The 24,172-nt window shown below is 33.3% G+C and carries 32 protein-coding genes and 2 pseudogenes; 7 read left to right on the forward strand and 27 right to left on the reverse strand.

Annotated features, from left to right (window positions below):
- Window positions 1-26 precede the first annotated feature (26 nt).
- Window positions 27-449 (reverse strand): hypothetical protein, encoded by a 423-nt coding sequence (locus tag MKX57_RS16160; RefSeq protein ID WP_008179514.1) that lies wholly within the window; start codon window positions 447-449, stop codon window positions 27-29.
- 970 nt (window positions 450-1,419) lie between these two features.
- On the opposite strand from MKX57_RS16160, the gene MKX57_RS16165 reads away from it, so the two are divergent.
- A complete protein-coding gene (locus tag MKX57_RS16165) occupies window positions 1,420-1,704 on the forward strand; it encodes a hypothetical protein (protein ID WP_090002557.1) in 285 nt (94 codons plus the stop codon).
- A 153-nt stretch (window positions 1,705-1,857) separates the two neighbouring features.
- Complete coding sequence (locus MKX57_RS16170) at window positions 1,858-2,037, forward strand: hypothetical protein (protein ID WP_008179517.1); 180 nt, start codon at window positions 1,858-1,860, stop codon at window positions 2,035-2,037.
- Between the two features lie 540 nt (window positions 2,038-2,577).
- Here MKX57_RS16170 and MKX57_RS16175 read toward each other — a convergent pair.
- Together MKX57_RS16175 and MKX57_RS16180 are read right to left on the reverse strand one after the other, a co-directional pair.
- Window positions 2,578-3,249, reverse strand: coding sequence for a hypothetical protein (locus MKX57_RS16175; protein WP_342530091.1), 672 nt, complete (start codon window positions 3,247-3,249; stop codon window positions 2,578-2,580).
- Window positions 3,250-3,516: 267 nt separating this feature from the next.
- On the reverse strand, window positions 3,517-3,915 hold the full coding sequence (locus MKX57_RS16180) for a hypothetical protein (RefSeq protein WP_342530093.1): 399 nt from the start codon (window positions 3,913-3,915) through the stop codon (window positions 3,517-3,519).
- 405 nt (window positions 3,916-4,320) lie between these two features.
- Here MKX57_RS16180 and MKX57_RS16185 point away from each other — a divergent pair, with 405 nt between their 5' ends.
- From MKX57_RS16185 to MKX57_RS16195, 3 genes are all read left to right on the forward strand, one after another.
- Entirely contained in the window at window positions 4,321-4,791 is a 471-nt protein-coding gene (locus tag MKX57_RS16185; protein WP_342530095.1) for a hypothetical protein, read from the forward strand.
- Window positions 4,792-4,891: 100 nt separating this feature from the next.
- The gene (locus tag MKX57_RS16190; RefSeq protein ID WP_342530097.1) at window positions 4,892-5,458 is read left to right on the forward strand and encodes a hypothetical protein; all 567 of its coding nucleotides are present in this window, start codon (window positions 4,892-4,894) and stop codon (window positions 5,456-5,458) included.
- Between the two features lie 135 nt (window positions 5,459-5,593).
- Window positions 5,594-6,664 carry an Ig-like domain-containing protein gene (locus MKX57_RS16195; protein ID WP_342530099.1) on the forward strand — a complete coding sequence of 357 codons (1,071 nt, stop codon included), beginning with the start codon at window positions 5,594-5,596 and terminating at the stop codon, window positions 6,662-6,664.
- Window positions 6,665-6,787: 123 nt separating this feature from the next.
- On the opposite strand, the gene MKX57_RS16200 is transcribed toward MKX57_RS16195, so the two are convergent.
- The 23 genes and pseudogenes from MKX57_RS16200 to MKX57_RS16310 all read right to left on the reverse strand — a co-directional run.
- Window positions 6,788-7,702 (reverse strand): IS3 family transposase, encoded by a 915-nt coding sequence (locus tag MKX57_RS16200; RefSeq protein ID WP_342551131.1) that lies wholly within the window; start codon window positions 7,700-7,702, stop codon window positions 6,788-6,790.
- Complete coding sequence (locus MKX57_RS16205) at window positions 7,642-8,070, reverse strand: HTH domain-containing protein (RefSeq protein WP_342550412.1); 429 nt, start codon at window positions 8,068-8,070, stop codon at window positions 7,642-7,644. Before MKX57_RS16205 ends, MKX57_RS16200 begins: the two co-directional genes overlap by 61 nt.
- Window positions 8,071-8,221: 151 nt before the next feature.
- Window positions 8,222-9,139, reverse strand: a complete 918-nt coding sequence (locus MKX57_RS16210) for a hypothetical protein (RefSeq protein ID WP_342530100.1) — start codon at window positions 9,137-9,139, stop codon at window positions 8,222-8,224.
- Between the two features lie 21 nt (window positions 9,140-9,160).
- Entirely contained in the window at window positions 9,161-9,727 is a 567-nt protein-coding gene (locus MKX57_RS16215; protein ID WP_342530102.1) for a hypothetical protein, read from the reverse strand.
- Between the two features lie 406 nt (window positions 9,728-10,133).
- Entirely contained in the window at window positions 10,134-10,544 is a 411-nt protein-coding gene (locus MKX57_RS16220) for a hypothetical protein (RefSeq protein ID WP_342550413.1), read from the reverse strand.
- A gap of 16 nt (window positions 10,545-10,560) precedes the next feature.
- A complete protein-coding gene (locus tag MKX57_RS16225; protein WP_342530106.1) occupies window positions 10,561-10,824 on the reverse strand; it encodes a hypothetical protein in 264 nt (87 codons plus the stop codon).
- Complete coding sequence (locus MKX57_RS16230) at window positions 10,824-11,081, reverse strand: phage holin (protein WP_342530108.1); 258 nt, start codon at window positions 11,079-11,081, stop codon at window positions 10,824-10,826. Before MKX57_RS16230 ends, MKX57_RS16225 begins: the two co-directional genes overlap by 1 nt.
- Before the next feature lies 1 nt (window position 11,082).
- Complete coding sequence (locus MKX57_RS16235) at window positions 11,083-11,280, reverse strand: hemolysin XhlA family protein (RefSeq protein ID WP_342530109.1); 198 nt, start codon at window positions 11,278-11,280, stop codon at window positions 11,083-11,085.
- A 136-nt stretch (window positions 11,281-11,416) separates the two neighbouring features.
- Window positions 11,417-11,686: a hypothetical protein gene (locus MKX57_RS16240; RefSeq protein WP_342530112.1), complete on the reverse strand. Its 270-nt coding sequence runs from the start codon at window positions 11,684-11,686 to the stop codon at window positions 11,417-11,419.
- Window positions 11,687-11,928: 242 nt separating this feature from the next.
- On the reverse strand, window positions 11,929-12,090 hold the full coding sequence (locus tag MKX57_RS16245) for a hypothetical protein (protein ID WP_342530114.1): 162 nt from the start codon (window positions 12,088-12,090) through the stop codon (window positions 11,929-11,931).
- Window positions 12,091-12,419: 329 nt separating this feature from the next.
- Window positions 12,420-12,737 carry a hypothetical protein gene (locus MKX57_RS16250; RefSeq protein ID WP_342550414.1) on the reverse strand — a complete coding sequence of 106 codons (318 nt, stop codon included), beginning with the start codon at window positions 12,735-12,737 and terminating at the stop codon, window positions 12,420-12,422.
- A gap of 1 nt (window position 12,738) precedes the next feature.
- Entirely contained in the window at window positions 12,739-13,077 is a 339-nt protein-coding gene (locus MKX57_RS16255) for a hypothetical protein (protein WP_342530118.1), read from the reverse strand.
- Between the two features lie 140 nt (window positions 13,078-13,217).
- Window positions 13,218-13,589 carry a hypothetical protein gene (locus tag MKX57_RS16260; protein WP_342530119.1) on the reverse strand — a complete coding sequence of 124 codons (372 nt, stop codon included), beginning with the start codon at window positions 13,587-13,589 and terminating at the stop codon, window positions 13,218-13,220.
- Between the two features lie 149 nt (window positions 13,590-13,738).
- Complete coding sequence (locus tag MKX57_RS16265) at window positions 13,739-13,957, reverse strand: hypothetical protein (RefSeq protein ID WP_342530121.1); 219 nt, start codon at window positions 13,955-13,957, stop codon at window positions 13,739-13,741.
- A 116-nt stretch (window positions 13,958-14,073) separates the two neighbouring features.
- Window positions 14,074-14,436, reverse strand: a complete 363-nt coding sequence (locus tag MKX57_RS16270; protein WP_342530123.1) for a hypothetical protein — start codon at window positions 14,434-14,436, stop codon at window positions 14,074-14,076.
- 121 nt (window positions 14,437-14,557) lie between these two features.
- Window positions 14,558-15,310 carry a hypothetical protein gene (locus MKX57_RS16275; RefSeq protein WP_342550415.1) on the reverse strand — a complete coding sequence of 251 codons (753 nt, stop codon included), beginning with the start codon at window positions 15,308-15,310 and terminating at the stop codon, window positions 14,558-14,560.
- 89 nt (window positions 15,311-15,399) lie between these two features.
- Window positions 15,400-16,401: a hypothetical protein gene (locus MKX57_RS16280; RefSeq protein ID WP_342530127.1), complete on the reverse strand. Its 1,002-nt coding sequence runs from the start codon at window positions 16,399-16,401 to the stop codon at window positions 15,400-15,402.
- Window positions 16,402-16,641: 240 nt separating this feature from the next.
- Window positions 16,642-16,962, reverse strand: a pseudogene (locus MKX57_RS16285) (transcriptional regulator); the annotation flags it as partial.
- Window positions 16,963-17,110: 148 nt separating this feature from the next.
- Window positions 17,111-17,359 (reverse strand): hypothetical protein, encoded by a 249-nt coding sequence (locus MKX57_RS16290; RefSeq protein ID WP_342530129.1) that lies wholly within the window; start codon window positions 17,357-17,359, stop codon window positions 17,111-17,113.
- Between the two features lie 127 nt (window positions 17,360-17,486).
- Window positions 17,487-18,026, reverse strand: a complete 540-nt coding sequence (locus MKX57_RS16295) for an ERCC4 domain-containing protein (protein ID WP_342550416.1) — start codon at window positions 18,024-18,026, stop codon at window positions 17,487-17,489.
- Entirely contained in the window at window positions 18,023-18,406 is a 384-nt protein-coding gene (locus MKX57_RS16300; RefSeq protein ID WP_342530133.1) for a YopX family protein, read from the reverse strand. Before MKX57_RS16300 ends, MKX57_RS16295 begins: the two co-directional genes overlap by 4 nt.
- 93 nt (window positions 18,407-18,499) lie before the next feature.
- Window positions 18,500-18,937 (reverse strand): hypothetical protein, encoded by a 438-nt coding sequence (locus MKX57_RS16305; RefSeq protein ID WP_342530135.1) that lies wholly within the window; start codon window positions 18,935-18,937, stop codon window positions 18,500-18,502.
- A 286-nt stretch (window positions 18,938-19,223) separates the two neighbouring features.
- Window positions 19,224-20,497, reverse strand: a pseudogene (locus MKX57_RS16310) (phage/plasmid primase, P4 family); the annotation flags it as partial.
- A 29-nt stretch (window positions 20,498-20,526) separates the two neighbouring features.
- Between MKX57_RS16310 and MKX57_RS16315 the strand changes: the two are divergent.
- Together MKX57_RS16315 and MKX57_RS16320 are read left to right on the forward strand one after the other, a co-directional pair.
- Entirely contained in the window at window positions 20,527-20,919 is a 393-nt protein-coding gene (locus MKX57_RS16315; RefSeq protein WP_342551132.1) for an ImmA/IrrE family metallo-endopeptidase, read from the forward strand.
- Window positions 20,920-21,028: 109 nt separating this feature from the next.
- Window positions 21,029-22,201, forward strand: coding sequence for a site-specific integrase (locus tag MKX57_RS16320; RefSeq protein WP_342550417.1), 1,173 nt, complete (start codon window positions 21,029-21,031; stop codon window positions 22,199-22,201).
- Window positions 22,202-22,310: 109 nt separating this feature from the next.
- Here MKX57_RS16320 and lepA read toward each other — a convergent pair whose 3' ends face one another.
- Complete coding sequence (lepA, locus tag MKX57_RS16325) at window positions 22,311-24,137, reverse strand: translation elongation factor 4 (RefSeq protein ID WP_008179541.1); 1,827 nt, start codon at window positions 24,135-24,137, stop codon at window positions 22,311-22,313.
- Between the last annotated feature and the right edge of the window lie 35 nt (window positions 24,138-24,172).

Genomic DNA, 24,172 nt, shown 5'->3' on the forward strand with positions numbered 1-24,172 from the left:
GCGTTAAATCAATCACATATAATAACCTAATTTAGTTCATGCTTTATCTGTAATGCAAAATCTTCAATCGTTTTTCGATCTTGATAAATGGTAATTCCAATCCCAGAACGAGTAGATCGACTTGACATATATTCACCAGCATCTATCCAACATTGGAATTGGTAAATTTGTTCTTCAATCAACTCACTTTTGTTTGCCGAGATAGACAACGAAAAGGAAGGATCCGTTGAATCCCATACTCCTGCTTCTAAAAATTCATCCCAATTTCTTAGAATTAACGTATGTAACATCATCAGGTCACTTCGTAAAACGAAAAATGTATAACCCAAATGATTATTACCACAATTAAAACTAATATTAATTGTACTAGAAACAGAACCCGTTTCCACTATCTTAAACTCCATACTTGTTTTCGAGGCACTAAATGATCTATCTTTTATGAATGCCATTCATCTTCACTTCCATACTAGTAATAAATTTTGAAGCAATCACTCTAGCGCTAGGATTACTACTTTTGAATTTTCTACATAAAGAAAATGAATATTTTATCTTTGTATAAGTATACTTGTCCATAGATTTTTCGACCTTCTGTGACCTCCTGATAAAAAGTATTCATATTCATTTACTATACATGAAGTTCACTGCTAGAATTATCTAATTTCTACACATACACAAAAACAACAAAATAAATTAATATGGCAGGAATTATGTAAGAGGAAATACCCATTAAACTCCATTTGTCTTCATCAAGTGACCAAAGAAAAAGAAATAAAGTTATCATAGTAATCCCAAAAGCGCTCATAATAATATTTAATAATCCAATAATCCCCATCCCCTTTTCTACCCTTTACATTACATCTAGTATATTCTTTAACCATTTAGACCATGCTAACCGCCTTTTCATATTTGAAGCATCCTTTACAAATAGCTGATAATTTTCATAAATGGTGTTTCATTAAATTTTAGAAATCTAAACCTCCAAAACTCATCCGATAATACATTTGCAAAAATACTTCGACGCATGAAATTATGTTTGTAATAAAGCGAATTACAAATTTTGTAAGTTAAACAACAATAGAAAGTACAGATTGAGTAGCACTTTATAGGATTTACTGACGGCTTAACAAGGCTGTCAACAAATCAACTATGAACTAAATTTACCCATTGGAATAATAAACTGAGTTAATAAATACTTTATAGCCTTAGTTTTTTACAAAATTTTCTATTTTAAAATAAATAGTAGCGTTCTAACGGGAAACAGAATAATTCACATTTCCAATTTATGTTATGTTAAATTCTTAAAAATGAGTTCCCTAGCTTTTGTTAATGCCAATGCAGTATTACCAACAACATATTTGCGAATAAAGTCAGTTTTTTAGTTTTTTTAAATACAGATATAACATCATGAGGAGAATGAAAGTGGATAATGACAAAAAGGCGAATTTATGGATCATATTTTTAAGTATTATTTTAGTTATTTGTTTGCCTTTTATTATTGGAAAAAGGGAAAATTATAATGATAATTTAGAAAATTTAATAGGTATCTACGGATTTCCATTTGATTGGTTACATATATATGCTAATAAGGGTTTCAGTTTTTTAGGTATGGGTTTTATAGTTAATATTATTTTTTTCTATTTTATTATTAAAAGTTTGATATGGATTTTCAAGAAAATTATTGGCTATGTGCGTTTTTTTTCGTAATTTGTTTTATAACACATAATGAAAGTATTTTCAGAAAAAAGTAATCAAATGACCACCAAAGGGAGGTCATTTTAAATATTTATCGATTAAATTGAAATAAACGAGGGATATTTAATCGGATCAGTTAAATAATATCTGTAGGAGGTGTCAAAAATGAAAAGAGATAAAAAAAATACAGAATTTGCAACAGATGAGCCAACAAAACAATCATTTTCTAGTGGAGCAGACCTAGGAAAAATTAAAGAACCTAATAGGGGTAAGGATGAACTCCCTCACCCAGATAAAGAAGACCTTATTATGAATGAGAAAAAAGGTAAGTCCACTTCATTATAATCTAAGACTATTTAACGTTTATCTATTTAGACCGCTCATTTGAAGTGGTCTTTTTTTACATTAGTAATTAATTTTTATTAATTAGTCAAAGGAACCTACTAATAGCAACAGACATTGACATAGCAAGCTACCATAACAGATTGCTGTCCACCTCAGTAAGAAAGTGGACAAAGATTTTACATACATCTCTTACTCATTCACTCAAGCTCTATAAGAATTGCTTAAATATTTTATAGTGGTAAACCCCCTTACTGATATAAAAGCACTTGTTTTATCCAACGCTGCTATATCAATATTAATTCGTGTCATCCATCTTCAGTACAGCCATGAATGCTTCCTATAGAAATGCTGTATTCATGCGTATCTTTTTATACTTCTATAGAGCCGACAATACTATGATATGTAAGGGTTTGTCGGTAGTTTTTTCATTTAATTTTATTCATGGATATTTTCATTTATCGAGCTTTATTTTCTACGACTGGTGGGGATATGATGGGGGAAAATTTAAGACCACCCATTTCGGAGTGGTCTTTTTCATATCTAACATAAAGTCGGAAAATATTTAGAATGACATACTGTACAGTCAAAGTATTGAGTATAGACTGAATCAGGTTCGCTTGTCACTTTGTCTTGAAAACCACGCATAAGACACATGGCTGCTTCTGCGCTGAAATAGGTTGTATACACATTCACAGGATGTCTATATCCCATTCGATGCGTCCATGCGTGGAATAAAGATCCAGTTAAATTTAGATTACTTATTAAAACATTTTCCAGCGCTTCAGGATTAATTGCAACATCCAGCGGTACACAAAATTCACTATATCCATTGCTACTGCACATTGTAGAATTTAAAGCCGGGTCTAGGTAAAATATTTTTGCTGTCCTTATCTTACCTGTACCATTTTCCCTAAAGAACTCTGTAAGTGTATCCATCAAAAAGTTGAGTGCTTTTTCTCCATTATCTATAAGATAACCCTTTTCTTTATCTATCCATATTGGTGTAATTTCCTTCTCTGCATACTTTTCTGCACATAATGCCCACTGCGAAGTCCCAGAAACAGCCTTTTCTTCATAGTGTTGCTCCCAAAAACTAATTAACATTATTATAGTGTTTTGAGTTCTTTCAAAATCTAAACGAGTATCTATATCAAAAGAAATGCTAAGTGGTAAAGGTTCTACCCCTGGTGGTGTTGGTAATAAAATTGTCATCCTAGTATATTCAGGTATTCAGGTATTCAGGTATTGTGGGTATACAATATTTATACGGTTTATAAGGCTTGTATGGCTTATACGGTTTATAGGGTTTATATGGATTACCACAACAAGAACATTTCTCATTCTCTTCCATCTATTGTCACCTCTAATCTTATTAATTAGTATTAATATATGGATAGAATAATGGAATTGGTGGTCTGATACCTTATTAAATGATTTTTAACAACTATTAAAAAACCACCCATCAAGGGTGGAGTTAATTTATGATTTTTTATCTTCTAATAAAGTTTTTAAAGCAACACTGCCAACACCTAATGCTATCGCACCAACAAAACCAAAAATATACTTAATATGTTTTCTTTCATTTTCCTCTCTATTGGCTTGATAATTACGTTGGTTCTCTTTTTCTTCTCTCATCCTATTTAAAATGTCTTCTCTTTGTTTGTGTAAATCAGATTTTTCTTCAAAAGATTTACACTCTTGAATTTCTTTATCAACAGACTTAAGTGCTTCATTTAGACTAGCCATGTACTCAGAAGTTGAAATAGTATCGTTTTCTGTAACTTTTTCGCTATTCGTATTTCGAATTATTTCTTCTGCTATTCCACTAATGTTTTTTATTACTTCCTCTGAATTGTTTCTATAATCGTTATCATCCATAATTTATATTGCACCTCACTAGAATTAATATAAAAATATTATACACTTCCATTTCTAAAATAAGGTATTTATGTTACATTTCACATACAATATTTTTCATTAATTTACTGTAAAAATTAAATAGCCTTACCAATAGTTCTAAGTATCTCCAAAAATAACGGAGACATCTGAATTAATACATAGCCTTTATTATTTAACGTGTCTTTTTATCAGGGACTTTGTGGATAGTTTCTTCCAAGCTTAAACCGAAGTTTTTTTAAGTTTGGTTTATTGTATATCTCTATTCTTCTATCACCTTGCCAGTTATATATGAAACATTAAATGATATTTTGAACAAAATTTGTTACGAATAAATAAACAAATATATGCAAAAAATAATACTAAATATGGTAAGGAGGAATTAACATGGAGTTAATAAAACAATTAGTTTTTGATAATACAAATGAAATTATTTGCCCTATTGATAGGCCAGGGATGATAAAAATCATTGCCTCAGGCGAACTAGCAGCAGAAGGAAAAGACCACCGATTGGTTATTCGACTTAATGGTTTAAATAGTTCCTATAAAAGTTTTATTCACATGAGTGGAGATGCAAATGAGGGTGAATGGGGAAATCCAGAAGAAGGAATTTATACAGGACGTAATGGTTGGGGGTTAGATGCAACTTTTATGCTCGATTATACCCTTACGATTAACAATGAGTACCAAAAAGTAGTAGGAAGTGGTACTTCATCTTTCGCATTAGGTGATAATAGAATTCTTGGTTATAAATCACATGGTTTCTTTGTATCTGGAAGTCCAATATTTAGTGTGGGATTAGGTATTACAAATGGTGGAAAAGTTAGAATTGGTGACTTGTTAGTGTATCAAATGTAATTTTTTGATTTTAAACAGATAACTACTATGGTTGTCTGTTTTTTTGTATACTTTCTTTGCGTAATTTCCTAAAATGGTAATATCAAGGGAGGTTTTTATTATGAAGAAATTATTTTACATTGGAGTATTGTCAGCATTTTTACTTGCTGCTTGTGGTGAGGAAGAGGCAAAACCAAAAGAAGAAACACCATCTACTGAAGAAAAGGAAGTCAAAGAGGAACCTGTTACTGCTCAAACAGAAGTAAACGAAACTAGTCCATCAGAAGCTCAAAATGCTACAATTGAAGCTTTTAAATCAAATGATTTTATGAAATTCGCAGATGCATTTTATGGATTAAGTGCTTCTGAACGTTCTGATGTTTATCGTTCAACTGTTGAAGGTGCAATGGTAACATGGACTGGAGTAATTACTGATTTAGAAACAATCAAGGATAGCATTATTGTTATGGGGAAAACCGATGCATATAATGGTGCTGATTGGATTACTTTAGGGAATGAAAATGCTGATTTAGTACCTTATGTAATTATCGTAGAGATGACTGATCCGTCGGTTAAAACAGGACTGAAAAAAGGCGATTCAATCACATTAAAAGGTGAGGTTGGCGCGCGTGGAGATAAAGAAGTAAATTATAACTGGAAATTATATAAAGGTGAGATTGTAAAATAATGATTTTAAGTCACTCAAACGAGTGGCTTTTTTAAATAAAAAGATTTTTATTATGGTATTTAAGTGTCATATTGGTTAAAGTTGTTTTTATAGGCTATTTATAATAGTCTTGTTAATTTAAAGGAGGATACATAAGTGGTAAATTTTTTTAAGAAAAGTTTGATTTATTTAGCGTTAATGCTGCTAGTACTAGTTAGCTTTAATGTTGAAAGTGCATCGGCAGCAGAGGTAGTTGATTATGAAGAGGGTGTTACTAATTTAAATAATACTCCTGAAAACAGTGCGGTAGTTGGGAGTAGGCTTTTAAAACCTGAAATCGGTTGGAAGCGATATGATGATTCGAATCTTAAAATTAAGTATCTAGGTGATGTATACAAAACTCAAAACGATCTATATTATAACTCGGGATATACATCTTTTTCTTTAAAGCATCCATTTAATAACGAATTAAATGGAATTAAATTTAACTTTACTGGTACGAAGATTAGACTTATAGGACTTAAAAGTTCTGTGTACCGCTCATCTAATATTGTAATAGAAATAGATGGAGTTATTGAACGTTTTAATCAAACTGGTGTTGATACTAAGATGGCATTAGTATATGAAAAAACTGGATTAACTGATATGCAACATTCCGTTTCTATTTATGCGGATGATAAAACGTCAAAAGTTGGGACTGACAATTCTATACGATATGATCTAGATGCTATAGATATAGATGGAGATTTAACTAACATAGACTCTAGTGAATCTATTTCATTAGATAGAATTTCATTAGAACTTTTGGAAGGTAGTCAAGATAAGTTAATAGCAACAGTTTCACCTGATACAGCAAAAGTAATCTGGTCATCTAGTGATGAATCAATTGCTACCGTAGATCAGGGTGGTAATGTTACGGCCCTTCATGAAGGTGAAGCAATTATTACTGCGAAAATTGAAGGCACTGATATTGCGGCAACTAGTACAGTAATTGTTAAAAAAACAAGTAATGAATCTTCAAATGCTATTCTAAGTATCACATTGGTGAACGGCATAACAAAAGAATATGATGTTACAAATACCGTTTTAAACAACTACTTAATTTGGTTTGATAGTGCACAAGGTCCATCCACATTCAAATTTTCTAAAACAATATCTCCTTATAAAAAAGTAACGGAATATATTGTTCATGATAAAATTGCTTCATTTGAAGTAAGAGAATATTAAATAAAAAAAGACTAGGTACTCACATTATGAACTGAACCCTATAAAGTAGACAGTTTAATAAAAGACCATTTGCTACATTAAACAGCGATTAAATGACTTCGGTATGCTGCCGGAGTCATTTTTTTAACGTCCATTGCTTTCTTGTATTGTTGTAGTGTCCATATAATCATCTATCATATATTTTAATTCTGATAAGCTTCCAGCTTCTTTATATTCTATTTCATCTTTAAAATGCCCAAAGAATGACTCCATTGGCGAATTTTCTAGGCAGTTTCCTCGGCGAGACATTGACTGAAGTAATCCCATTTCTTTGACGCATTTTTGAAATGCTGGGTGTGTATAATGGAAACCTTGATCTGAATGAATCATCGCTTCAGGATGTAAATTGTCATTGATATGCTCTTCTAATTTTTTTAGCGTACGATAAACAAACTCCATGCGTAAATTTGTCGATACCTCATATGCAACGATTTCTCGTGTTGCAACATCCTTTATACACGATAGATACGCTGTTTGTCCGCCACGATATTGTAAATACGTAATATCTGTTAAAAACACTTTGCCTGGCTCTGTTTGATGAAAATTACGATTTAGATGATTAGGTACTTGACGATGGATTTCTGTAGCTTTGGCAAGATTTCGATAAGGGTTTGCACGTCTTACTTTCGAATATAGATTGAATTTACGCATTAATCGTAGAATTTTTTTATGATTCATCGGGATTTCAAGTAGTTCTTCTAGTGCCATGTAAAGACCCCGATAACCAACTTTTCCTTTTGACGCATCATAAATCGTTTTTAGTAGGACGTAGTCCTGAAAATCTGCTTCTTCTCGCATCGCTTGTTTCTCACTATTTTGGAGCCATTTATAATAACCACTGGGGCTTACATTTGCCAAATCACATAAATAACGTGTCATATTTTTCAACTGATACAGCCGAACGGTATCATTAATTGCTTGATACTTTTCCCTTGGTATTAAAATAGCCGTTTCTTTGCCTGCCTTTCCATCTCGTCTAGCTTTTTTAACAGTGTTAATTCAGCTTCAAGTAAACGAATACGTGCCTCTGCTTTTTCTAATTTCTTTTCAGCTGACATGTGTTCTTTTTTTGGTCGACCAGTACCTCCTTTTCCGCGTCTTTCCTCTGAAAATGCTTGTTCTCCATGAGTTTTAAAAGATGCTCTCCAGCGTTTAATCGATGACCTTGCTTTTTCCACACCAATCACTTCTAAATCAAACCCGTTTTCTTTAAAGATTTGTACAGGTCCCTTACCAGCTAGATTTTCTTTGACCGCAAAGATTTTATATTCCGCTGTATATTGAATAGAACGATCTGATACAGATGCTACAAATCGATTCGCTTCTATTTGTCGTATCTGATGTTCGTTAAAAATGATTTTACTCATGCTAATTTCTCCCGTTCTTAATTTCGTATATTTAGTATAACGAGATTTTTTTGTGAAATGAACAAAAAACCCCGAATAGGGTCACTTTTTAAAGTGTCCACTATTCGGGGTTCAGTTCATTAATGAGTACCTGGGCTTTTTTTAGAAATCTCTAGTCGGAAAAATCCTTCTTTTCATTCTTATTCATTAAATATATTCCTGTGTCTGTTTGAATAACAAATTGATTTTTATATTTTAAAAACTCAAACGGTTTAGAATTCAGAGCGATATATTGTTCAATTTTTCCACTGTTTGGATTAAACGTTACAATTCGTTTATTTTCCATATCACAAATATATAATTTCTCATCGATATAAGAAATATATTCTGGGTAATTTAAACCTGTTAGCTCATTTTCACAATAAATTACATTGATTTCATTACTTATACCTTCTGACTTTCGTGGGAGTTCTTCATCAGGCATATAACGGTAGATTTTTTCTATTTCAAAACTCGGAAATTTATATTTTACAACAGAATTCAAAGTGGGAGATACGCCCCAGACTGCTTGTCCATCTGAACAAATTTTATACAATGTATCATAATAGTCAGAGGTTTCCAACAAAATATATTGAACAAGCTTATCATCCTCATTGAAGTGCAATATGATATTATGAGGCCACAGAAGGCAAATAGTTTCATTTCTTATAGCACATGTCATAAAATTAGTAACATCAGAAAAAATATTGTGAGGTATGATATTAATACCATATTCATGCTCCCAATTTTCCCCAAATGCATTAATATAGTATTCACTAAGACTAATTAATTTTCTTTTTCCTTCTTCATTTATCCAACAATTCGCTATACTTTCGATGTATGAATAATTTGACTCCTCCAATTGACTTGATATATCATCCCATTTATCACCAAATTTACTTTCCACATACGTTTTTTTTGATATTTCCTTTAGATTTTCACCATTATATTGATAATAGTAAGTTTTATCCTCTTGTTCAGAAAAACTTACGAAAGATAGTGTATTTTCATTTTGTATAAGTGAATGTCCGTTCGAATGTAATTTTTTCATGAAATTTTTCATCCTCGCCTCTTAATCAATAATCAAATTAGCACCTGGTTTAGGCGTACTTACAGCACGAAAGAAAATATCAAAACTTTCTATTTGACCATCCTTACTCACAAAGCATCTTACCTCAGCTGGCTGGTTATTGATATTTGTCCAAATTTGATTATGCCCTTGTTTCAACTTTCCGTTGTCGTCATTTTTTGATATTATATCAATCCCTCTGTCTACAATTTGCTGTCTATCTTTTCCTAATCTCAGTATACCTCCATCAAGATGCTTTTTTGAAAAAATATGAGCTTCTGTAGCTACAACATTTCTAGCAGTTTTTATTACCTTACCTGTTCTATTCATTGTTGAAATATATTTCCCAGCTTGTAAAACCACTCTGAATATAGCACCTACCCAAAATTGTTGTACTGCTTCCTCACCATCACCAATGTTATCAATAGGAAGGGTATTATCTAATCCTTCGGGATATTCATAATTTTCATTTCCAGATCCTTCATTTGTTTCTTGTGCAAAAGATATGCTTGGTAAAATCGTTGCGCATAATAAAAATGTAGATATTAGACTAATAATAAACTTTTTCAATATATTTACCCTCCATAAATTAATCGAATTTAATATTCTGTTAATAAGCTGATTACTATAGTAAGCACACCCTCGAGTTATTATTATCCTATCATTGGAAACTTTTTCATTTCAATTGTTGAATCACGCCATTTTTTGGCGTTAAATTTACACTAAATTTACAAAGACCGCCACATCACGCCATTAAGTACGCCACATTTTGGCGGTTCTTATATAAGAAAATGATACTAAAGTTACATTATCAACGTTTTCACTACATATAATTTGATGTTAATCGTAATATAGTAACCATTCATTTTGTAATCTTTAAATAACAATTTGTACTTGAATATCTGTTGACATTACATTGAATTTCTGATAACCAAAATAAAAAAACCCTTACCAATTAAGGTAACAGGCATTTGCTTTATCGTTGGGAGATTATAATTTTTAATCCTTCAAAGTCACCACTTGTCATTGTACCTTGGTCGAATTTATCAAGCCATGACTTATCAATTTTCTTTTTATCCACAGATTGTTTAATGTAGTCACGTACAGCAGCTTTAGTTGTTTCATTTGTAAATTTCATTGTGTCATCATCCTTTTCAATATTATTCGGGGGTGAAGGTTGCATATTTGCTTTAACCATTTGTAAAAAACTGCTCCACGGAATAGGTGCGCTTGTGGAACGCATCTTACTAGGACAATTTTTTCCGCTGTAAAAGTTGTGCTGTACCACATCATTAATTGTTAAACTTTCATCTTTAAGAATTTTTGCAACTAATGCTGCTGTATTTTGTACAGTCCTTACATAATCGCCATCACTATTTACACACATTTCTATATGGATAGCCTCATTGTCCCTGTGTACTACCTGCCGCCCAACATTGATAATCATGTGTAAAAGATTGAATTGCTTCTCTGTCGTCCACAGACCAATGCCAACTAGCTTGACGATTATTACCATTAGCTTGTAGTCGAGCGTGGTTGTCTGCTCCACTACCTTTTTTGGTATTATCAGTTTCATGAATACATACTTTTCTACGAGCGTTTTTTCGTCCTCCTGTTACTTTAATAGCAATGGCTGCTAACACTAAATTTCGTCTGATGTGCATCATTATTTTTCACCCTTTGGTTTGTTATAATTCAATGCTTGCTCACTGTCTGAGGTACCTTTGGTAGTCGGGTCGATAATAATACCAAGCAAACCTAATATGCTTAATACAGTCTCTGAAATGGCTGTGATTTGTGCATTGTAAATCGTAATATCGACATTAAAAATGCCCGCTGTTTGATTAGCGAGCACTAGTAATAATGCGATTAATGATACCCAAAATTGCTTATGTTGTAGACGTACTTTCCAGTTGATTTTCATATTACATCAATCCTCCTTTACTAATAAAAGCCAATACTGCACTTGCAAGACCGCCAATTAACAATCTCAATATCCATGTTGTATTGTCTTTAATCCCGCCTAAATCCTCTCGAATTTCCTTGATATTTGATTCAGCTACGGCAAGACGTGTTTTCACATCGGTCATATCACTCTCTAATCTTTCTATTCGTTGATCCATGTCAACACCTCACAAATAAAAATAGCACTGTTCGGCACAGTGCATTGCTTAGGTCTTGTTGTATAAAAATAGCCCTCCACAATTATCTGTGGAAGGCTTTAAAAAAGATTCACCACCAAATGGTGAGGTTTAATAATTAGTTGTCAACATTTATTACATACATACCTGTAACACCCTTACTATCAATATAATCTACTGTTATTACTGAACTTCCAGTTGATACCTTATTTATCTTTATTGCAGCACCATTTTCTAAAGATACTGTTACTACTGATGAATTCGAAGATGTTGGATTTCTAAATGTAACGGTCCCTCCTGAGTTTTCAAATATTATTGCTTCTAAATAATAAACAGTAACACTATTTATGGACATAGAACGTGCATGTCCACTCTCAAATCCAGGCATTATTGTTACATTCGGTGTTGATGGTACGCTATTCTCGTCTTATACCATTTTATCTCGGTTTTATAACGAGCCTTCACCGTACAGGCAACTTTCATCGCATACGGCGATCCGTCAACAATAGATAACTTATTTCCCCACTTTAACTATATGCATATATATATAAATTAAATATTGAGGAATGTTAATAGTTCTTCAAAATGTTAATGGTTAAGATTAATGCATAACGCTAGCTTATGTTGCGTCTACTTGTTTTCGATATCGTTTATTAAATGCTCGGATTTTTTCGCTTGAAGTGATACATCTATTCCTTCTTTTAAATCAGGTCGTTTGATAATGCATTCTTTATACGCCAATGCTCCAGAAGTAATACGATATACTAGGAAATCAATGATAACTTGATTCATATAATAGCCCCTCTTTCTCTAAAATAAGTGTTTGTATTATTTCTTCTAGTTGAGCGATTTTTTCCGAATCAGAAATTACTGGTTGTATAGGTTCTAGTGAATCTATGAAGTCTTTATATTCTTGCTCGGTAACTTGCGTGATGAACTCGTTATCTGGAACTGTATAATCAGTAACGTTGTAAATAAGATAACAAATCTTATAATCGGAGTTGTAGATAGCTGAGTTGGGGACAACCGAGTTTGGTGAGTTAATATCCAGACCATGATAATCCATATTTCAATTACGCGTTAGGTTTGGACATCCGGGTTTGTTGCATGGTCGTAGGTGTTTACTGTTCATGCTGCTCTACCTCTTGCTTCACCCTCGCCATGTCCTGTGCTATGGTGTCCTTAAGCTGTGCCTCGTCCTGCTTTAGTTGGTCTAGCTTATGAGCATCAGCCCACTTCATCTTGCGGTGTAGCTCACGCATCTTTGCCTGTAGCTTACGTGTTGATTCATCTGTATAAAAACAGACATACTCACGTCCACAGTTAGGGCAGTTGAAGTATGTCTTTTGGACTTTGTTATTTAGTTTGTCTAGCTTGAAGTGTTGGACATTGAACCTGTGACCGCATGACTTGTTGCACTTAACAATGATTGGTTCCATGTTATTCAATACCTTGTAATCGTGTTGATAAACGCTTCAAACCATTTGCAATATCCTCAGCGTTTTTATTATTTAAAGTACCAATTGATACTGTAAATTCTTTTTGCTTTTCAATATCTGCATTATCAATCGCATCCAACTCATCAGCCAATGCACCTACATGCTTGGCTATTGCTCGTAGCTTTAATTTAGATTTGTCATCGAAATTCAAATCAATAGTGATTGCAGACTTTCGTTTTGACGATTGTTTCTTTAAGTCCCTGTAATACGGAAGGTTACTATCCTTCCTCTCATCGTAAGGCTTAGGTAAGACAGGTCCTCCACAAATAGGACAAGACACACCATCACACCATCTAAATGTCTACCTTTAAATACATGAGACGAGTCATTCATACATTCACAAACTTGCATAATTCATCCCTCCACAATTCTTAGTTAATTGTATAATAAAAAGCCATCTCGATATGAGATAGCTTATAGCTATAACATTGGTTTGAATAAAAGAAAACCATATGCTAACCCTTTTACTCCATAGAACAGACTTGGAGCGAGTATGAACCATGCTAATTTTTCATCCAATTCTTCAACCTTTTCTTTACTAGTCTTTTTCTCTATAACTTTTTCTATAAACAAAGCAATAATAATAATCATACCTGCCAGTAGTAATGAAGAAATCATTTTCCACATTAATGAAGAAGCTAAGAAAAGATAGACTTCTGGGAACAGTATGAAATCGAAAATAGGTATGAACCAATCTATTATTGTTCCATCTAAAATGTTCTCTATTGATGGTTGTTCATTTGTTAGTTGCCTTTTAACTTCTTTAATAATTTCCTTTAAAAAATCTCTCATTATCTATTCACCCACAACTCATTTTTTATTTCCAATTATTTCTACGGAATTGGAGGTGAAAAGTTTCGTTGTAGATTTCAAATACCATCTCTCAAGGCATAATAAAAAGCCACACTCTAAATGAATGTGACTTGGTTACCATTTTTTATTTACCTGTTTGAAAGAAATTCTAAAGCTTCTCTTACATCTTCAATTGAATTTATTGGATAATCTGGCACTCGACGTTCAGAGATAAAATCTCTGGCCATTAAAAAAAGATGCTCTTCAAAATCTTTTTTGATTACTTTGTATTCCCATACTATCTCATTAAATTCTGATACGTATACGCCTTCTTGAACAACATTGTAAAAACCAGATTGCATACCCATGTACTTTTGGCACCTCCCATCTACCTATATCATAGGATAAATGGAATAGATTGTCATTATAAGAAATATAAAGATAATAATAAGCCGCAACTCATAATGAGTGCGACTATTATGTATTACTTGTTCGCTTCTACATATCTAAGTGTACTTAAGTATGCATCTAATTTATTAATTTGCCTGTTTGATAAAAAATAATAAATGGATAAGATAAATACATATCCAGCAACACCCAATAATGTCAGCATTCTTTCATTTTCAAAAGTAAACAAAACTATTGCCAAAGCAATCAGAGTACTAAATGATGACGTAAATAAACTTTTATGTCCAAGCAGTTGTTGTATTCCATACTCAGTTGTGCGAATCATTATATTTAATTCTTCTACACTTAATTTTTCTAAGGACTTTTCATCCTTATACTTTTTCATGATTTTACTAGTGTAAAATAAATCTTTATTATACTTTTGAATGATATTTGACAAATCAACCACACCTCCTTTGTACTATCATCTTAGTTTAAAGGGATTAAAATGTCACTTCTAGGAATATAATCATAATAAAAAGCCACACCCCATTAGATGGTGTGACTTCAAAACTTCCCATTTAATTTCTAGCAAATGTTTTATTTAACGCTTCTATTGCATGTTTGATTGATTCATTATTATCTTGACCATTAAAAATAATATCAATTTCTTTTTTTAGTGTATTGTTAATATCGCTTACCTTTGCAACATTAATATCTTCTGAAATTACAGGCTCATAGTTTATAATATTAAATGACTTTAACAACATAAATCGGCCTTGTACGATATAATTCCCAATTTCTGATCCCGATTTATCCATCCCCATGTTTTCAAACCACTCTACGGTAGATTGGAAATTGTAATTTTTTTTATGGATAAATAAATAATATGCATAACTTATAATTAAACCTTCAAATGTAAGGTCTTTAGTAATATTTTTATGTACATATTTTTTCCAATCTTCATCACTCATATTTAGATTAATGTCTACTGGAGAGTTATCTACCTTTTGCTCTGAAAATAAAGAAAAAGCACGAAATTCATTTGTAATTTCGTTTTGCATTTTTGAGAGAATGTTACTTAATTTTTCTTCTAGTTCTGAAACAACCATTTTAACGTTATTGTTTTTCAACTCTTTTGTTGTTACTTCCACTCTATTTGCAGATTCTTCTAGTTTCTTAGTAGATGCTACCGTAGTTGAACTTTGGTCAAATGTATACAAGATAGCAATTACAGCTAAAATTATCGAAACAATTGTACCAGCAAATGCCCAATTATCTAATATTAAGCTTTCATATTGGCCTATATCCAATTGCTTGTTTCTGACACACATTTACAAGATCCTCTCAAGCATAATAAAAAGACAATGAAAAAAAGCGTGGATTAGTTATCATTAACTCTCAACTTATTTTAGTTTTTCTCTTATTTCTTCTCAGTTAAACTTATAATATATTCATCAATTATTGATAAATCATTAAATTGCTTAAAACTCTTAAAACTCTTTCCGAGTTCATTACATTTATTAATTATAATTTCCTTATCCTTCTGTGGAATTTCTTCAAATTTACTTAAAACCCCTAAGTCTCTCATAATTGTATGAACAACTCCCATGGAAGCGTACATTGTACCTCTAAAAAACTCATCATTATTCCGACTCATAGTTAATTTTTTCGAAATATCCCTTTTTACTTCATTAGTTACAGCTTGATTATATTGCTGTAACTTAAAAATTGTATACGTGAATAAAACAATTAGGTACGGAGATTTGGGTAAAAATTTATTTACAAACGAATCTAATTCAATAATATCAATACTATCCCCTTCAGATGTATTACTAGAATACATCCTTTCAAATCCAGATTGAGCTAACTTGCTTATTTGTTCCTGAGTTGAATTAATTGAGTTTAGTTTGTCCTCAAAATACGATAATTTCTCTTTTAAGAAATCCGCAGCTTCATTCATTATTTTACTTGATTCAGTTAATCTTTCAGAATCTAAGTCAATTGTAGCTTTTTCTATTTTATCTGCAGATACAGCAATTTTTTCACTTGAAAGATTACTAGATAGTGTTTGAAACAAAGTGAACCCTATAGCTACCACGGCCAAAATAATTGAGACAATAGTTCCAGCAAATCCCCAATGACTAATTACCTCTGTTGCATCTTTATATCTAAAAGTAAAAAGACTAATTGTTCCTAAGCAAATAATTAAAAGCCAGTATAATAAATCCTTTTTTTCTATCCAACTCGTTAGGGTTTTATCATCACATTTTTTGTTTTCACTATCCTCTCCACTTATTTTTCTCTGCTTAGTGTTTGCTAATTGGTTGACTATTAATACAATTATTCCAATTAAGAGAAATAATAAAATCGGAATTATTAATAGCCACCAAGCAGAAATACTTATTGGAACCTGAGTACTCATAAATCATTTCTCCTTTTATGTAAATAACTACTAAATTATACATAAAAGAATACTAAAAGACTACCTCTCATTTAGAAATGTAGTCTAATATACTTGTTTCCGAAATACACGTACAAGCGAGCGTGTTTATTTTGTAATGCTTATTTTTGTTAGCGTATTTTTGTACGCTTTTGATAAAACTTGATAATATCAATTTACACTGTTTTTTTGCGAACTTCCCTAGTGTTAAGAAGTTCACTTTTATACCCATCCAATTCTTTCCGCTGTTTTATCTATTAAGATGTTACGTTTACGCAATACCTTATGACAAGAAATATATAACTTGTCAGCTATATCCTCCCATTCATAACAGCCATCTGTATCCCAGTAACGCATATCATCGTCTAACTCATTGTATAGGTCTTCCACAGTCTTGATGATGCGTTTTAAGTTTTGGTAATAATCGTCATTGGTTAGAAGCATTGCCTTCTTGGCTGTCGTGTCAGAAATCGTATTACTACGACCCCCAACCATTTCCCCACCTTCATTATGTGGATGCAACAGCTCCCATTCACGATATTTTAATTTCTTTCTATTTTACTCCAGCTCAATCCAATATCTTTCGATTGTCTGTATATCACTACGCGATAACGTAGGCATGTGCAGCACCTACCTTGTTTGTTTATTTCTTAAAAGTGAGCTATAGTCATTCCTTGCTACACTTTTAGTTTTATAATCTTATCCATTCAACTTTAAATGCATCTTGATCACCAACTTCATCGATAAAACAATATTCAACGTAGCCAATTCGATCTATAACTTTGCCTTCTTTATCGTAAAGTACATAAACATAAGTTATGATAATGTCGCATTCAAGACTATTTTTCTCGATAGTTTCTTCTTCTATATAACCTGCTTCTAATAAATACTTGTCAGCGCCTGAAAGTGATAAACCTTGTAAAATAAATAAACTAACCATTATATCCTCCAAATCCCTTTAATTGAATTACCTAGGATATATTTTAAATTATTTTAGATTATTAGCTAGCTAAGAAATGTATTTTTTTATCATTAATCCGCGTTCCCATTCCACATGTTCATGATGGTTAGAACGCCCCTCTCTTTAGATAGTTCTTCATTTGGTAATAGAAATGATGATATATCCAATTTCCACTAAACTTATTATCTAAGTAGACAATTTCGAAGCCGTAACGAGCCTTGAAAGTATTTAACGAGCCAAGCAAAGCAAGTGGATCGTATTTACTTCTATAAGTTCCGTTTAGAATTTTTTTATAGCCTTCTGGATCTTCAAGAAGGCTTGTGAAAGGCATATTTTGCGCTCGAATTAATTCATTTTCAAAGCGTGTACGCTCGTCCTTACCTAAGTTGCCCACAATCTCATCAACACTCGCTTTTCGTTCAACTCCACTGTTTAAATAAATATCTCGCATGATGCCAAGCTCTTCATTTTTCGGTAACATCGCTGTGTAATCGCCAGTGTCTAGCTTCTTCAATTTGATTGGTACATCCTTGCTTCGTAAATATTCAAGTATATGGCCATTTACTTGTTCGCGAGTATCAACTACAATCGTCATGGTTTTCATGATTTTGTTTAGCTCTGAATCGGTGTAAGCGTAATGAATCATTGCGAATCACCTAGCAATTCAGGATTTTCGTAAATGTTGGCAACAACTACATAAATATTATTTAGTTGGATTCTCGCACCCATGTCATTAATTTCATCTGTTTTACTGAAGTGATTTTTTGAATTACCATATGATTGATTTATTGAAAGTTTAAATGCACCTTCATCGAAAATTACAGTACCTTTCCAAGTAGCAAATTCATTTTTGAGTAAAACAATATCGCCTTCATAAATCTCCTTGCCGTTCTTGTCTTTTAAGCCTGTGTATTGCATCCACTCATAATCAGTGTGGAAATTAATATCAGCAATCGTATGATTTAGAGCATTTTCACTGAACCGTTTAAATTCTTTATCCCAAGCCCGAAACTTAATCTCTCTCATTCTCTTAACCTCCTTATTTTCACCTAATATCAGCACCGTACATACGTTCTATTTCGAAGTTGGATATATTTATCATCCGTCCTCTAAAACGTCTTAAAACGGCTGTAAATCACTTATTTTGATTAGAATATAAAACAGCACGTTCATACACTTTTTCTTCATGACATTCGAAGCTTCATTTTCAAATTGTCGATAGTCTGTATAAATGTCATTCCATCCGTTCTTAGCTAACGTTTCTTGCCACTCCATGAACAACATCAATGAATCAACGTCCGCGCATACCCACTCATTCAATTTCGGATTGTGCTGCCATCCACAGGCTTCATGTACCATATTTTGCATTGTTTGGTCAATACCGTTGGCACCTTCCCATGATTTAAGCCACTCTTTTACATCTTCAAAAATGGTTTCTCCAACCTTTATTGCATCTGCTGGAATATTATCACCATGATCTATATGAACATCATCTTCTTTCAGATAAATCGTTGCTCCTGATTTCCAAATGATTGATAGAAATTTTAAAACTTGCAATCTATCACCTCGCAATTAACGAAAGTTAAAAATCCGTTATCAAATTGTTACTGAAAATAACTATAAATTACCGAAGTGTTACTAAAAATAACCCTAACGAACCTCAGAGCCCCAAGGGTTTGAGGATTTTTGTTATTTTTATTACCTGTTACGGAGTTTCAGCCCTTATATATATTTTTTTTATTTTTTAATTTTTTATTAATATCCAAAACAATCCAAAACAAATAACAAAAGTAATTATTAACAATAAAAACAACCTTCAAACCATTGATACATAAGGAGATTTCTAAGTGATTTTAAAAGTGTTACTTTTCGTAACTTTTTCGTCCATTTCGTCATTTTCCAATAACTTTTGCTGAATTACAGTATCTTTTCGTTCTATGAAAGTAACCCCATAAATGAAATATTTATTTTGAGCTCCCCGTTCTCTCTTGAATCCTTGTGATTCTAAAATTCTATAAAACGCTCGATTTTTGAGTTGGTGTTCGCCATTCTTGTAGCACCAATTTGAATAAACTTCATACAATTCTTTTGCTTCAATTTTCGCGTTAACCTGTTTATGACAGCGTTCAAACATAAACGGCCCAAGGATGTCCATTTCATCTTTATAATCACCTGTAGCTTTCATCACGATCCTCGGTTCATTCAACCCCTTCTGCTGCCACTTCAAGCAACCTTCGATGGCCCAATTCAGGATGCCCGGCATTTCGAGCGACAACTTTTCAAGAAGTTTTTATCACACTTTTCTTTTGGCAGTTGTAGGTTAAATGGAATTAATCGAATACGTCGCCAAATACCTTCGTCCACACCTTTGATTACAGGTTTATGGTTAGTTGTAAAGAACACTTTAAATTCAAGAATGAACTCAAAATATTCTTGTCTTAAGAAGCGTGCTAACACTGGCTCCCCACCTGTAATTTGCTTTACGAAAGCCTCCGACAATTGTTCTCCATCTTCCGATTCAATCGCTGATACAAAACGGCTGCCGACCAATCTGGCAATGTCATTGTTCGCGCCAGTTTCCTTTTTCTTAATAAACGTGTCCGATTTAGCTTGTTTGCCGTATTCGCCCATGAGGTCCTTAACAGTATTAATAAACGTTGATTTACCATTACTACCCCCTCCAATCAGGAAGACCATGATTTGTTCGCTTATTTCACCTGTTAAGCTGTAACCGATTAAACGTTGCATATACTCAATCAACTCTTTGTCACCCTGGAATATTTGCTCTAAGAAACTTAACCATTCAGGGCATTTAGCTGATTCATCAAATGTGATATTTGTTATTTTTGTTAGGCCGAGCTCACGATCATGTGGGTGCAACTTACCTGTTTTCAAATCTACGATGCCATTCGCAACATTGAATAAATATTTATGTTTATCAAATTCTTCTCGATCACCTGGTACCAGCGACATTAAAAATGACAAACTGTTTTTATGAACATTTAATCGTTCACACATCTTCGCCCATTTTTGCTCGCCTTCATCTTCAGATTTGTACAACCCTCGTAAAACCTTGGCTGCAATGCGATAAATTTCTTTCCTGTTATCAATCTTCCATCAACAAAGGTTTATATAGCGATAACGTTATATGGATAAATAAATTGCTACCCACCCTACTAGAAAAATACTGCGTGCTTGCTGAGGAGGTCGGGCATTACCACACAACAACTGGTGATATTCTCGATCTAACCAGCATTGAAAACCGTAAGCAAGAGTTAAGAGCAAGGTCCTGGGCATATGAAAGACTTATTCCCATTTCAAAAATAATAGAAGCACATAAATTACACATAGTAAATCGCTACGAACTTGCTGATTTCCTCAATGTTACAGAGGAGTTTTTAGATGTTGCTCTGGAATGGTACAAGAGTAAATACGGATTATGTGTATATATCTATAATTTCACAGTTTGCTTTGAACCCTTGGGCGTCATTGAATTGTTTGAATGGCTTGATACACCAATTTTAACTTATGGCTCATGAATTAACTTTATATATTTTTTACCCCAAAACAGAACATATGTACTCAAAGGTGGTGATTACTATGTGAGATTAGCGAAAAAAACACTAACGTATGAGAGGAGATTGTTTTATGAAAGGCGGAGTTCGCAAGCGTGGGAACACGTGGTATTACTACTTTGATATGGGCATTGTGGATGGCAAACGTATTCGCCCAGAGTATTCAGCAACAGCTGAAGGAGCCAATACTAAAGCCGAAGCAGAGGCAATTTTAAGAAGAAAGATTTTAGAATATGAAAATGCAGGAACTGTTTTTAAACCCCAAGAAATTACATTACATGATTATTTAGATTTCTGGATGAAGGAATATGTTGAACTCGAATTAGAACCAAATACGTACTATAACTATGAATCAACTATTTGCAATCATATTACACCATACTTAGGAAAGTATAAAGTTAAATCACTGACTCCACATGTGTTGCAGCAATTCATTAATTTAAAAACACGTGAAGGTTACGCTCGGCAAACATTAAGTATAATCATAGGTATCTTAAGCAAAGCATTGAATCATGCAGTATACCCCTACAAATACATTAAAGAAAACCCAATGCATTATGTTGAGTTAATGAAAGATAAGAAACGGAAACCAACTCGTGAGGAATTAAAGATACAAACTAAAGAAAATCTAAGGCTTATTAATAGTTCTTTAGATGAAGAACACCCTTTTTATTTACCATTTCATATTGGGTTACATTGTGGGTTGCGGGTAGGAGAAGTTTGTGGACTCGAATGGAAACACATAAACTTTGAAGAAATGACATTGGAGGTTGAACAACAATTAGTTGCCATTAAAGATGAAAATGGGAAAGCACAATGGCAACCTAGACCTCCAAAATCAAAGGCTGGTTATCGAACAATTCCATTTGGTAATACGCTCGCAGAAATGCTTAAACGTATTAAAAAAGCACAATTAGAAAATCGTTTAAAATACGGTGAGTTTTATCTACAGGATCCTGAACATGATTATGTATGTAAAAAAGAAAACGGCGAACATTGTACGCCAAGTGTCATTAAATATAATACTAGAAAAATAAGCGAAAAGTTAAATATTAGTTTTAACTTTCATTCCTTACGCCACACACATGCTACAACTTTAATCGAAAACGGTACACCTGTCAAAACAGTACAAAAAAGATTAGGACATAGTCGAGCTGCCGTAACAGAAGATCGCTATGTCCACCTCACTGAGAAAATGGCTAGAGATGCTGCTAACATCTTTGACTCATTTGCTCAAGATATATAAGAAAAGAATTTCTAACTTATTTTTTTATGGTGGGGAATTGGTGGGGAACCCCACCAAATTGACACAAAATCAATTATTTAAAACCCCTATAAACGCTGTTACATCAACCTTACTTCGTATCATCCATCTTCAGTACTGCCATGAATGCCTCTTGTGGGACTTCGACTGAACCTACTTGTTTCATACGTTTTTTACCTTCTTTTTGTTTATCAAGAAGCTTGCGTTTACGTGAGATATCCCCACCGTAACATTTCGCTAACACATTTTTACGGATAGCTTTAATTGTTGAACGTGCCACAATTTTTTGGCCAACTGCTGCTTGAATTGGAACTTCAAATTGTTGACGTGGGATTAATTCTTTTAATTTTTCAACGATAATTTTACCACGATCATAGGCAAAATCACGGTGTACGATAAAGCTTAGTGCATCGACTTGCTCAGCATTTAGTAAAATATCCATTTTCACTAATTTTGATTGCTTGTAACCGATTAATTCGTAGTCAAATGATGCATAGCCTTTTGTATTTGATTTCAAATAATCAAAGAAATCATACACGATTTCTGATAAAGGCATTTCATAAATAATACTTACACGAGTTGTATCAATATAATCCATTGTCATGAAATTACCGCGCTTCATTTGACATAGCTCCATGACCGCTCCTACATAATCATTTGGCACCATAATTGTAGCTTTTACATAGGGCTCCTCTACACGATCAATTTTTTGTGGATCTGGCATAAAGGAAGGATTATCTACTTTGATGGAAGAGCCATCTGTCATATGGACTTCGTAAATTACCGAAGGCGCAGTTGTAATTAGGTCAATATTAAATTCACGCTCAATTCGCTCCTGAATAATCTCCATATGTAGTAATCCTAAGAATCCACAACGGAAACCAAAACCAAGTGCTTGAGATGTCTCAGGCTCATACTGTAGAGCCGAGTCATTTAACTCTAATTTTTCTAAAGCTTCACGTAAATCATTGTATTTGGCTGTATCGATTGGGTATAAACCACAGTATACCATTGGATTTAAGCGACGGTACCCTGCTAGTGGCTCAGTAGCTGGACGGTTTGCATAGGTTACTGTATCCCCTACTCGTGTGTCCCCTACATTTTTAATAGATGCTGTTAAATAGCCTACATCCCCAACCGTTAATTCAGATTGTGGCACAACTTTTGGTGTATGTACCCCAACTTCAATAACTTCGAATTCCGCTCCTGTTGCCATCATGCGGATTTTATCTCCAGGCTTTACAGTCCCATTGATAACACGAATGGAGATGATAACACCTTTATAGGCATCATAAATTGAGTCAAAGATTAAGGCTTGTAGAGGTGCATCTGGATCACCTGTTGGTGCTGGTACCTTTTCAACGATTTGCTCTAAAATATCCTCAATCCCAATTCCTGCCTTAGCAGAAGCTAATACTGCTTCAGATGCATCTAACCCGATGACATCCTCCACTTCTTGACGTACGCGTTCAGGATCTGCTGCTGGTAAATCAATTTTATTAATAACAGGTAATATTTCTAGATCATTATCAAGAGCTAAATAAACATTTGCCAGTGTTTGCGCTTCAATACCTTGTGCAGCATCCACTACTAAAATGGCGCCCTCACAAGCAGCTAAACTACGGGAAACCTCATATGTGAAATCGACATGTCCTGGTGTGTCGATTAAATGAAATGTATATACTTCACCGTTTTTTGCTTCGTACTTTAATTGAACTGCATTTAATTTAATCGTAATGCCTCGCTCACGCTCTAAATCCATTGAGTCGAGGAGCTGTGCTTTCATTTCACGGGATGTTAATGATTTTGTTTGCTCTAAAAGACGGTCTGCAAGCGTTGATTTCCCGTGGTCAATATGTGCAATAATAGAGAAATTCCGTATATTCTCTTGTCGTTTTAAACGTGCTTCTCGGTTCATCTTTTCCACTCCTAATTAAACTATAATGAATTATA

The sequence above is a fragment of the Lysinibacillus sp. FSL M8-0216 genome (assembly GCF_038595555.1).
Classification (GTDB): domain Bacteria; phylum Bacillota; class Bacilli; order Bacillales_A; family Planococcaceae; genus Lysinibacillus; species Lysinibacillus fusiformis.

What these genes read in the sequence shown, in the direction of transcription:
- MKX57_RS16230 (WP_342530108.1), bottom strand. Translation starts at nt 11,081, where the DNA reads ATGAAAATCAACTGGAAAGTACGTCTACAACATAAGCAATTTTGGGTA.
- MKX57_RS16250 (WP_342550414.1), bottom strand. Translation starts at nt 12,737, where the DNA reads ATGGAACCAATCATTGTTAAGTGCAACAAGTCATGCGGTCACAGGTTC.
- MKX57_RS16275 (WP_342550415.1), bottom strand. Translation starts at nt 15,310, where the DNA reads ATGTGTGTCAGAAACAAGCAATTGGATATAGGCCAATATGAAAGCTTA.
- MKX57_RS16280 (WP_342530127.1), bottom strand. Translation starts at nt 16,401, where the DNA reads ATGAGTACTCAGGTTCCAATAAGTATTTCTGCTTGGTGGCTATTAATA.
- MKX57_RS16175 (WP_342530091.1), bottom strand. Translation starts at nt 3,249, where the DNA reads ATGACAATTTTATTACCAACACCACCAGGGGTAGAACCTTTACCACTT.
- MKX57_RS16180 (WP_342530093.1), bottom strand. Translation starts at nt 3,915, where the DNA reads ATGGATGATAACGATTATAGAAACAATTCAGAGGAAGTAATAAAAAAC.
- MKX57_RS16300 (WP_342530133.1), bottom strand. Translation starts at nt 18,406, where the DNA reads ATGAGAGAGATTAAGTTTCGGGCTTGGGATAAAGAATTTAAACGGTTC.
- MKX57_RS16170 (WP_008179517.1), top strand. Translation starts at nt 1,858, where the DNA reads ATGAAAAGAGATAAAAAAAATACAGAATTTGCAACAGATGAGCCAACA.
- MKX57_RS16295 (WP_342550416.1), bottom strand. Translation starts at nt 18,026, where the DNA reads ATGATTCATTACGCTTACACCGATTCAGAGCTAAACAAAATCATGAAA.
- MKX57_RS16210 (WP_342530100.1), bottom strand. Translation starts at nt 9,139, where the DNA reads ATGAAAAAATTACATTCGAACGGACATTCACTTATACAAAATGAAAAT.
- MKX57_RS16245 (WP_342530114.1), bottom strand. Translation starts at nt 12,090, where the DNA reads ATGAATCAAGTTATCATTGATTTCCTAGTATATCGTATTACTTCTGGA.
- lepA (WP_008179541.1), bottom strand. Translation starts at nt 24,137, where the DNA reads ATGAACCGAGAAGCACGTTTAAAACGACAAGAGAATATACGGAATTTC.
- MKX57_RS16205 (WP_342550412.1), bottom strand. Translation starts at nt 8,070, where the DNA reads ATGAGTAAAATCATTTTTAACGAACATCAGATACGACAAATAGAAGCG.
- MKX57_RS16225 (WP_342530106.1), bottom strand. Translation starts at nt 10,824, where the DNA reads ATGATGCACATCAGACGAAATTTAGTGTTAGCAGCCATTGCTATTAAA.
- MKX57_RS16265 (WP_342530121.1), bottom strand. Translation starts at nt 13,957, where the DNA reads ATGGGTATGCAATCTGGTTTTTACAATGTTGTTCAAGAAGGCGTATAC.
- MKX57_RS16290 (WP_342530129.1), bottom strand. Translation starts at nt 17,359, where the DNA reads ATGGTTAGTTTATTTATTTTACAAGGTTTATCACTTTCAGGCGCTGAC.
- MKX57_RS16190 (WP_342530097.1), top strand. Translation starts at nt 4,892, where the DNA reads ATGAAGAAATTATTTTACATTGGAGTATTGTCAGCATTTTTACTTGCT.
- MKX57_RS16220 (WP_342550413.1), bottom strand. Translation starts at nt 10,544, where the DNA reads ATGTGTGTAAATAGTGATGGCGATTATGTAAGGACTGTACAAAATACA.
- MKX57_RS16185 (WP_342530095.1), top strand. Translation starts at nt 4,321, where the DNA reads ATGGAGTTAATAAAACAATTAGTTTTTGATAATACAAATGAAATTATT.
- MKX57_RS16240 (WP_342530112.1), bottom strand. Translation starts at nt 11,686, where the DNA reads ATGCCTGGATTTGAGAGTGGACATGCACGTTCTATGTCCATAAATAGT.
- MKX57_RS16160 (WP_008179514.1), bottom strand. Translation starts at nt 449, where the DNA reads ATGGCATTCATAAAAGATAGATCATTTAGTGCCTCGAAAACAAGTATG.
- MKX57_RS16235 (WP_342530109.1), bottom strand. Translation starts at nt 11,280, where the DNA reads ATGGATCAACGAATAGAAAGATTAGAGAGTGATATGACCGATGTGAAA.
- MKX57_RS16320 (WP_342550417.1), top strand. Translation starts at nt 21,029, where the DNA reads ATGAAAGGCGGAGTTCGCAAGCGTGGGAACACGTGGTATTACTACTTT.
- MKX57_RS16260 (WP_342530119.1), bottom strand. Translation starts at nt 13,589, where the DNA reads ATGAGAGATTTTTTAAAGGAAATTATTAAAGAAGTTAAAAGGCAACTA.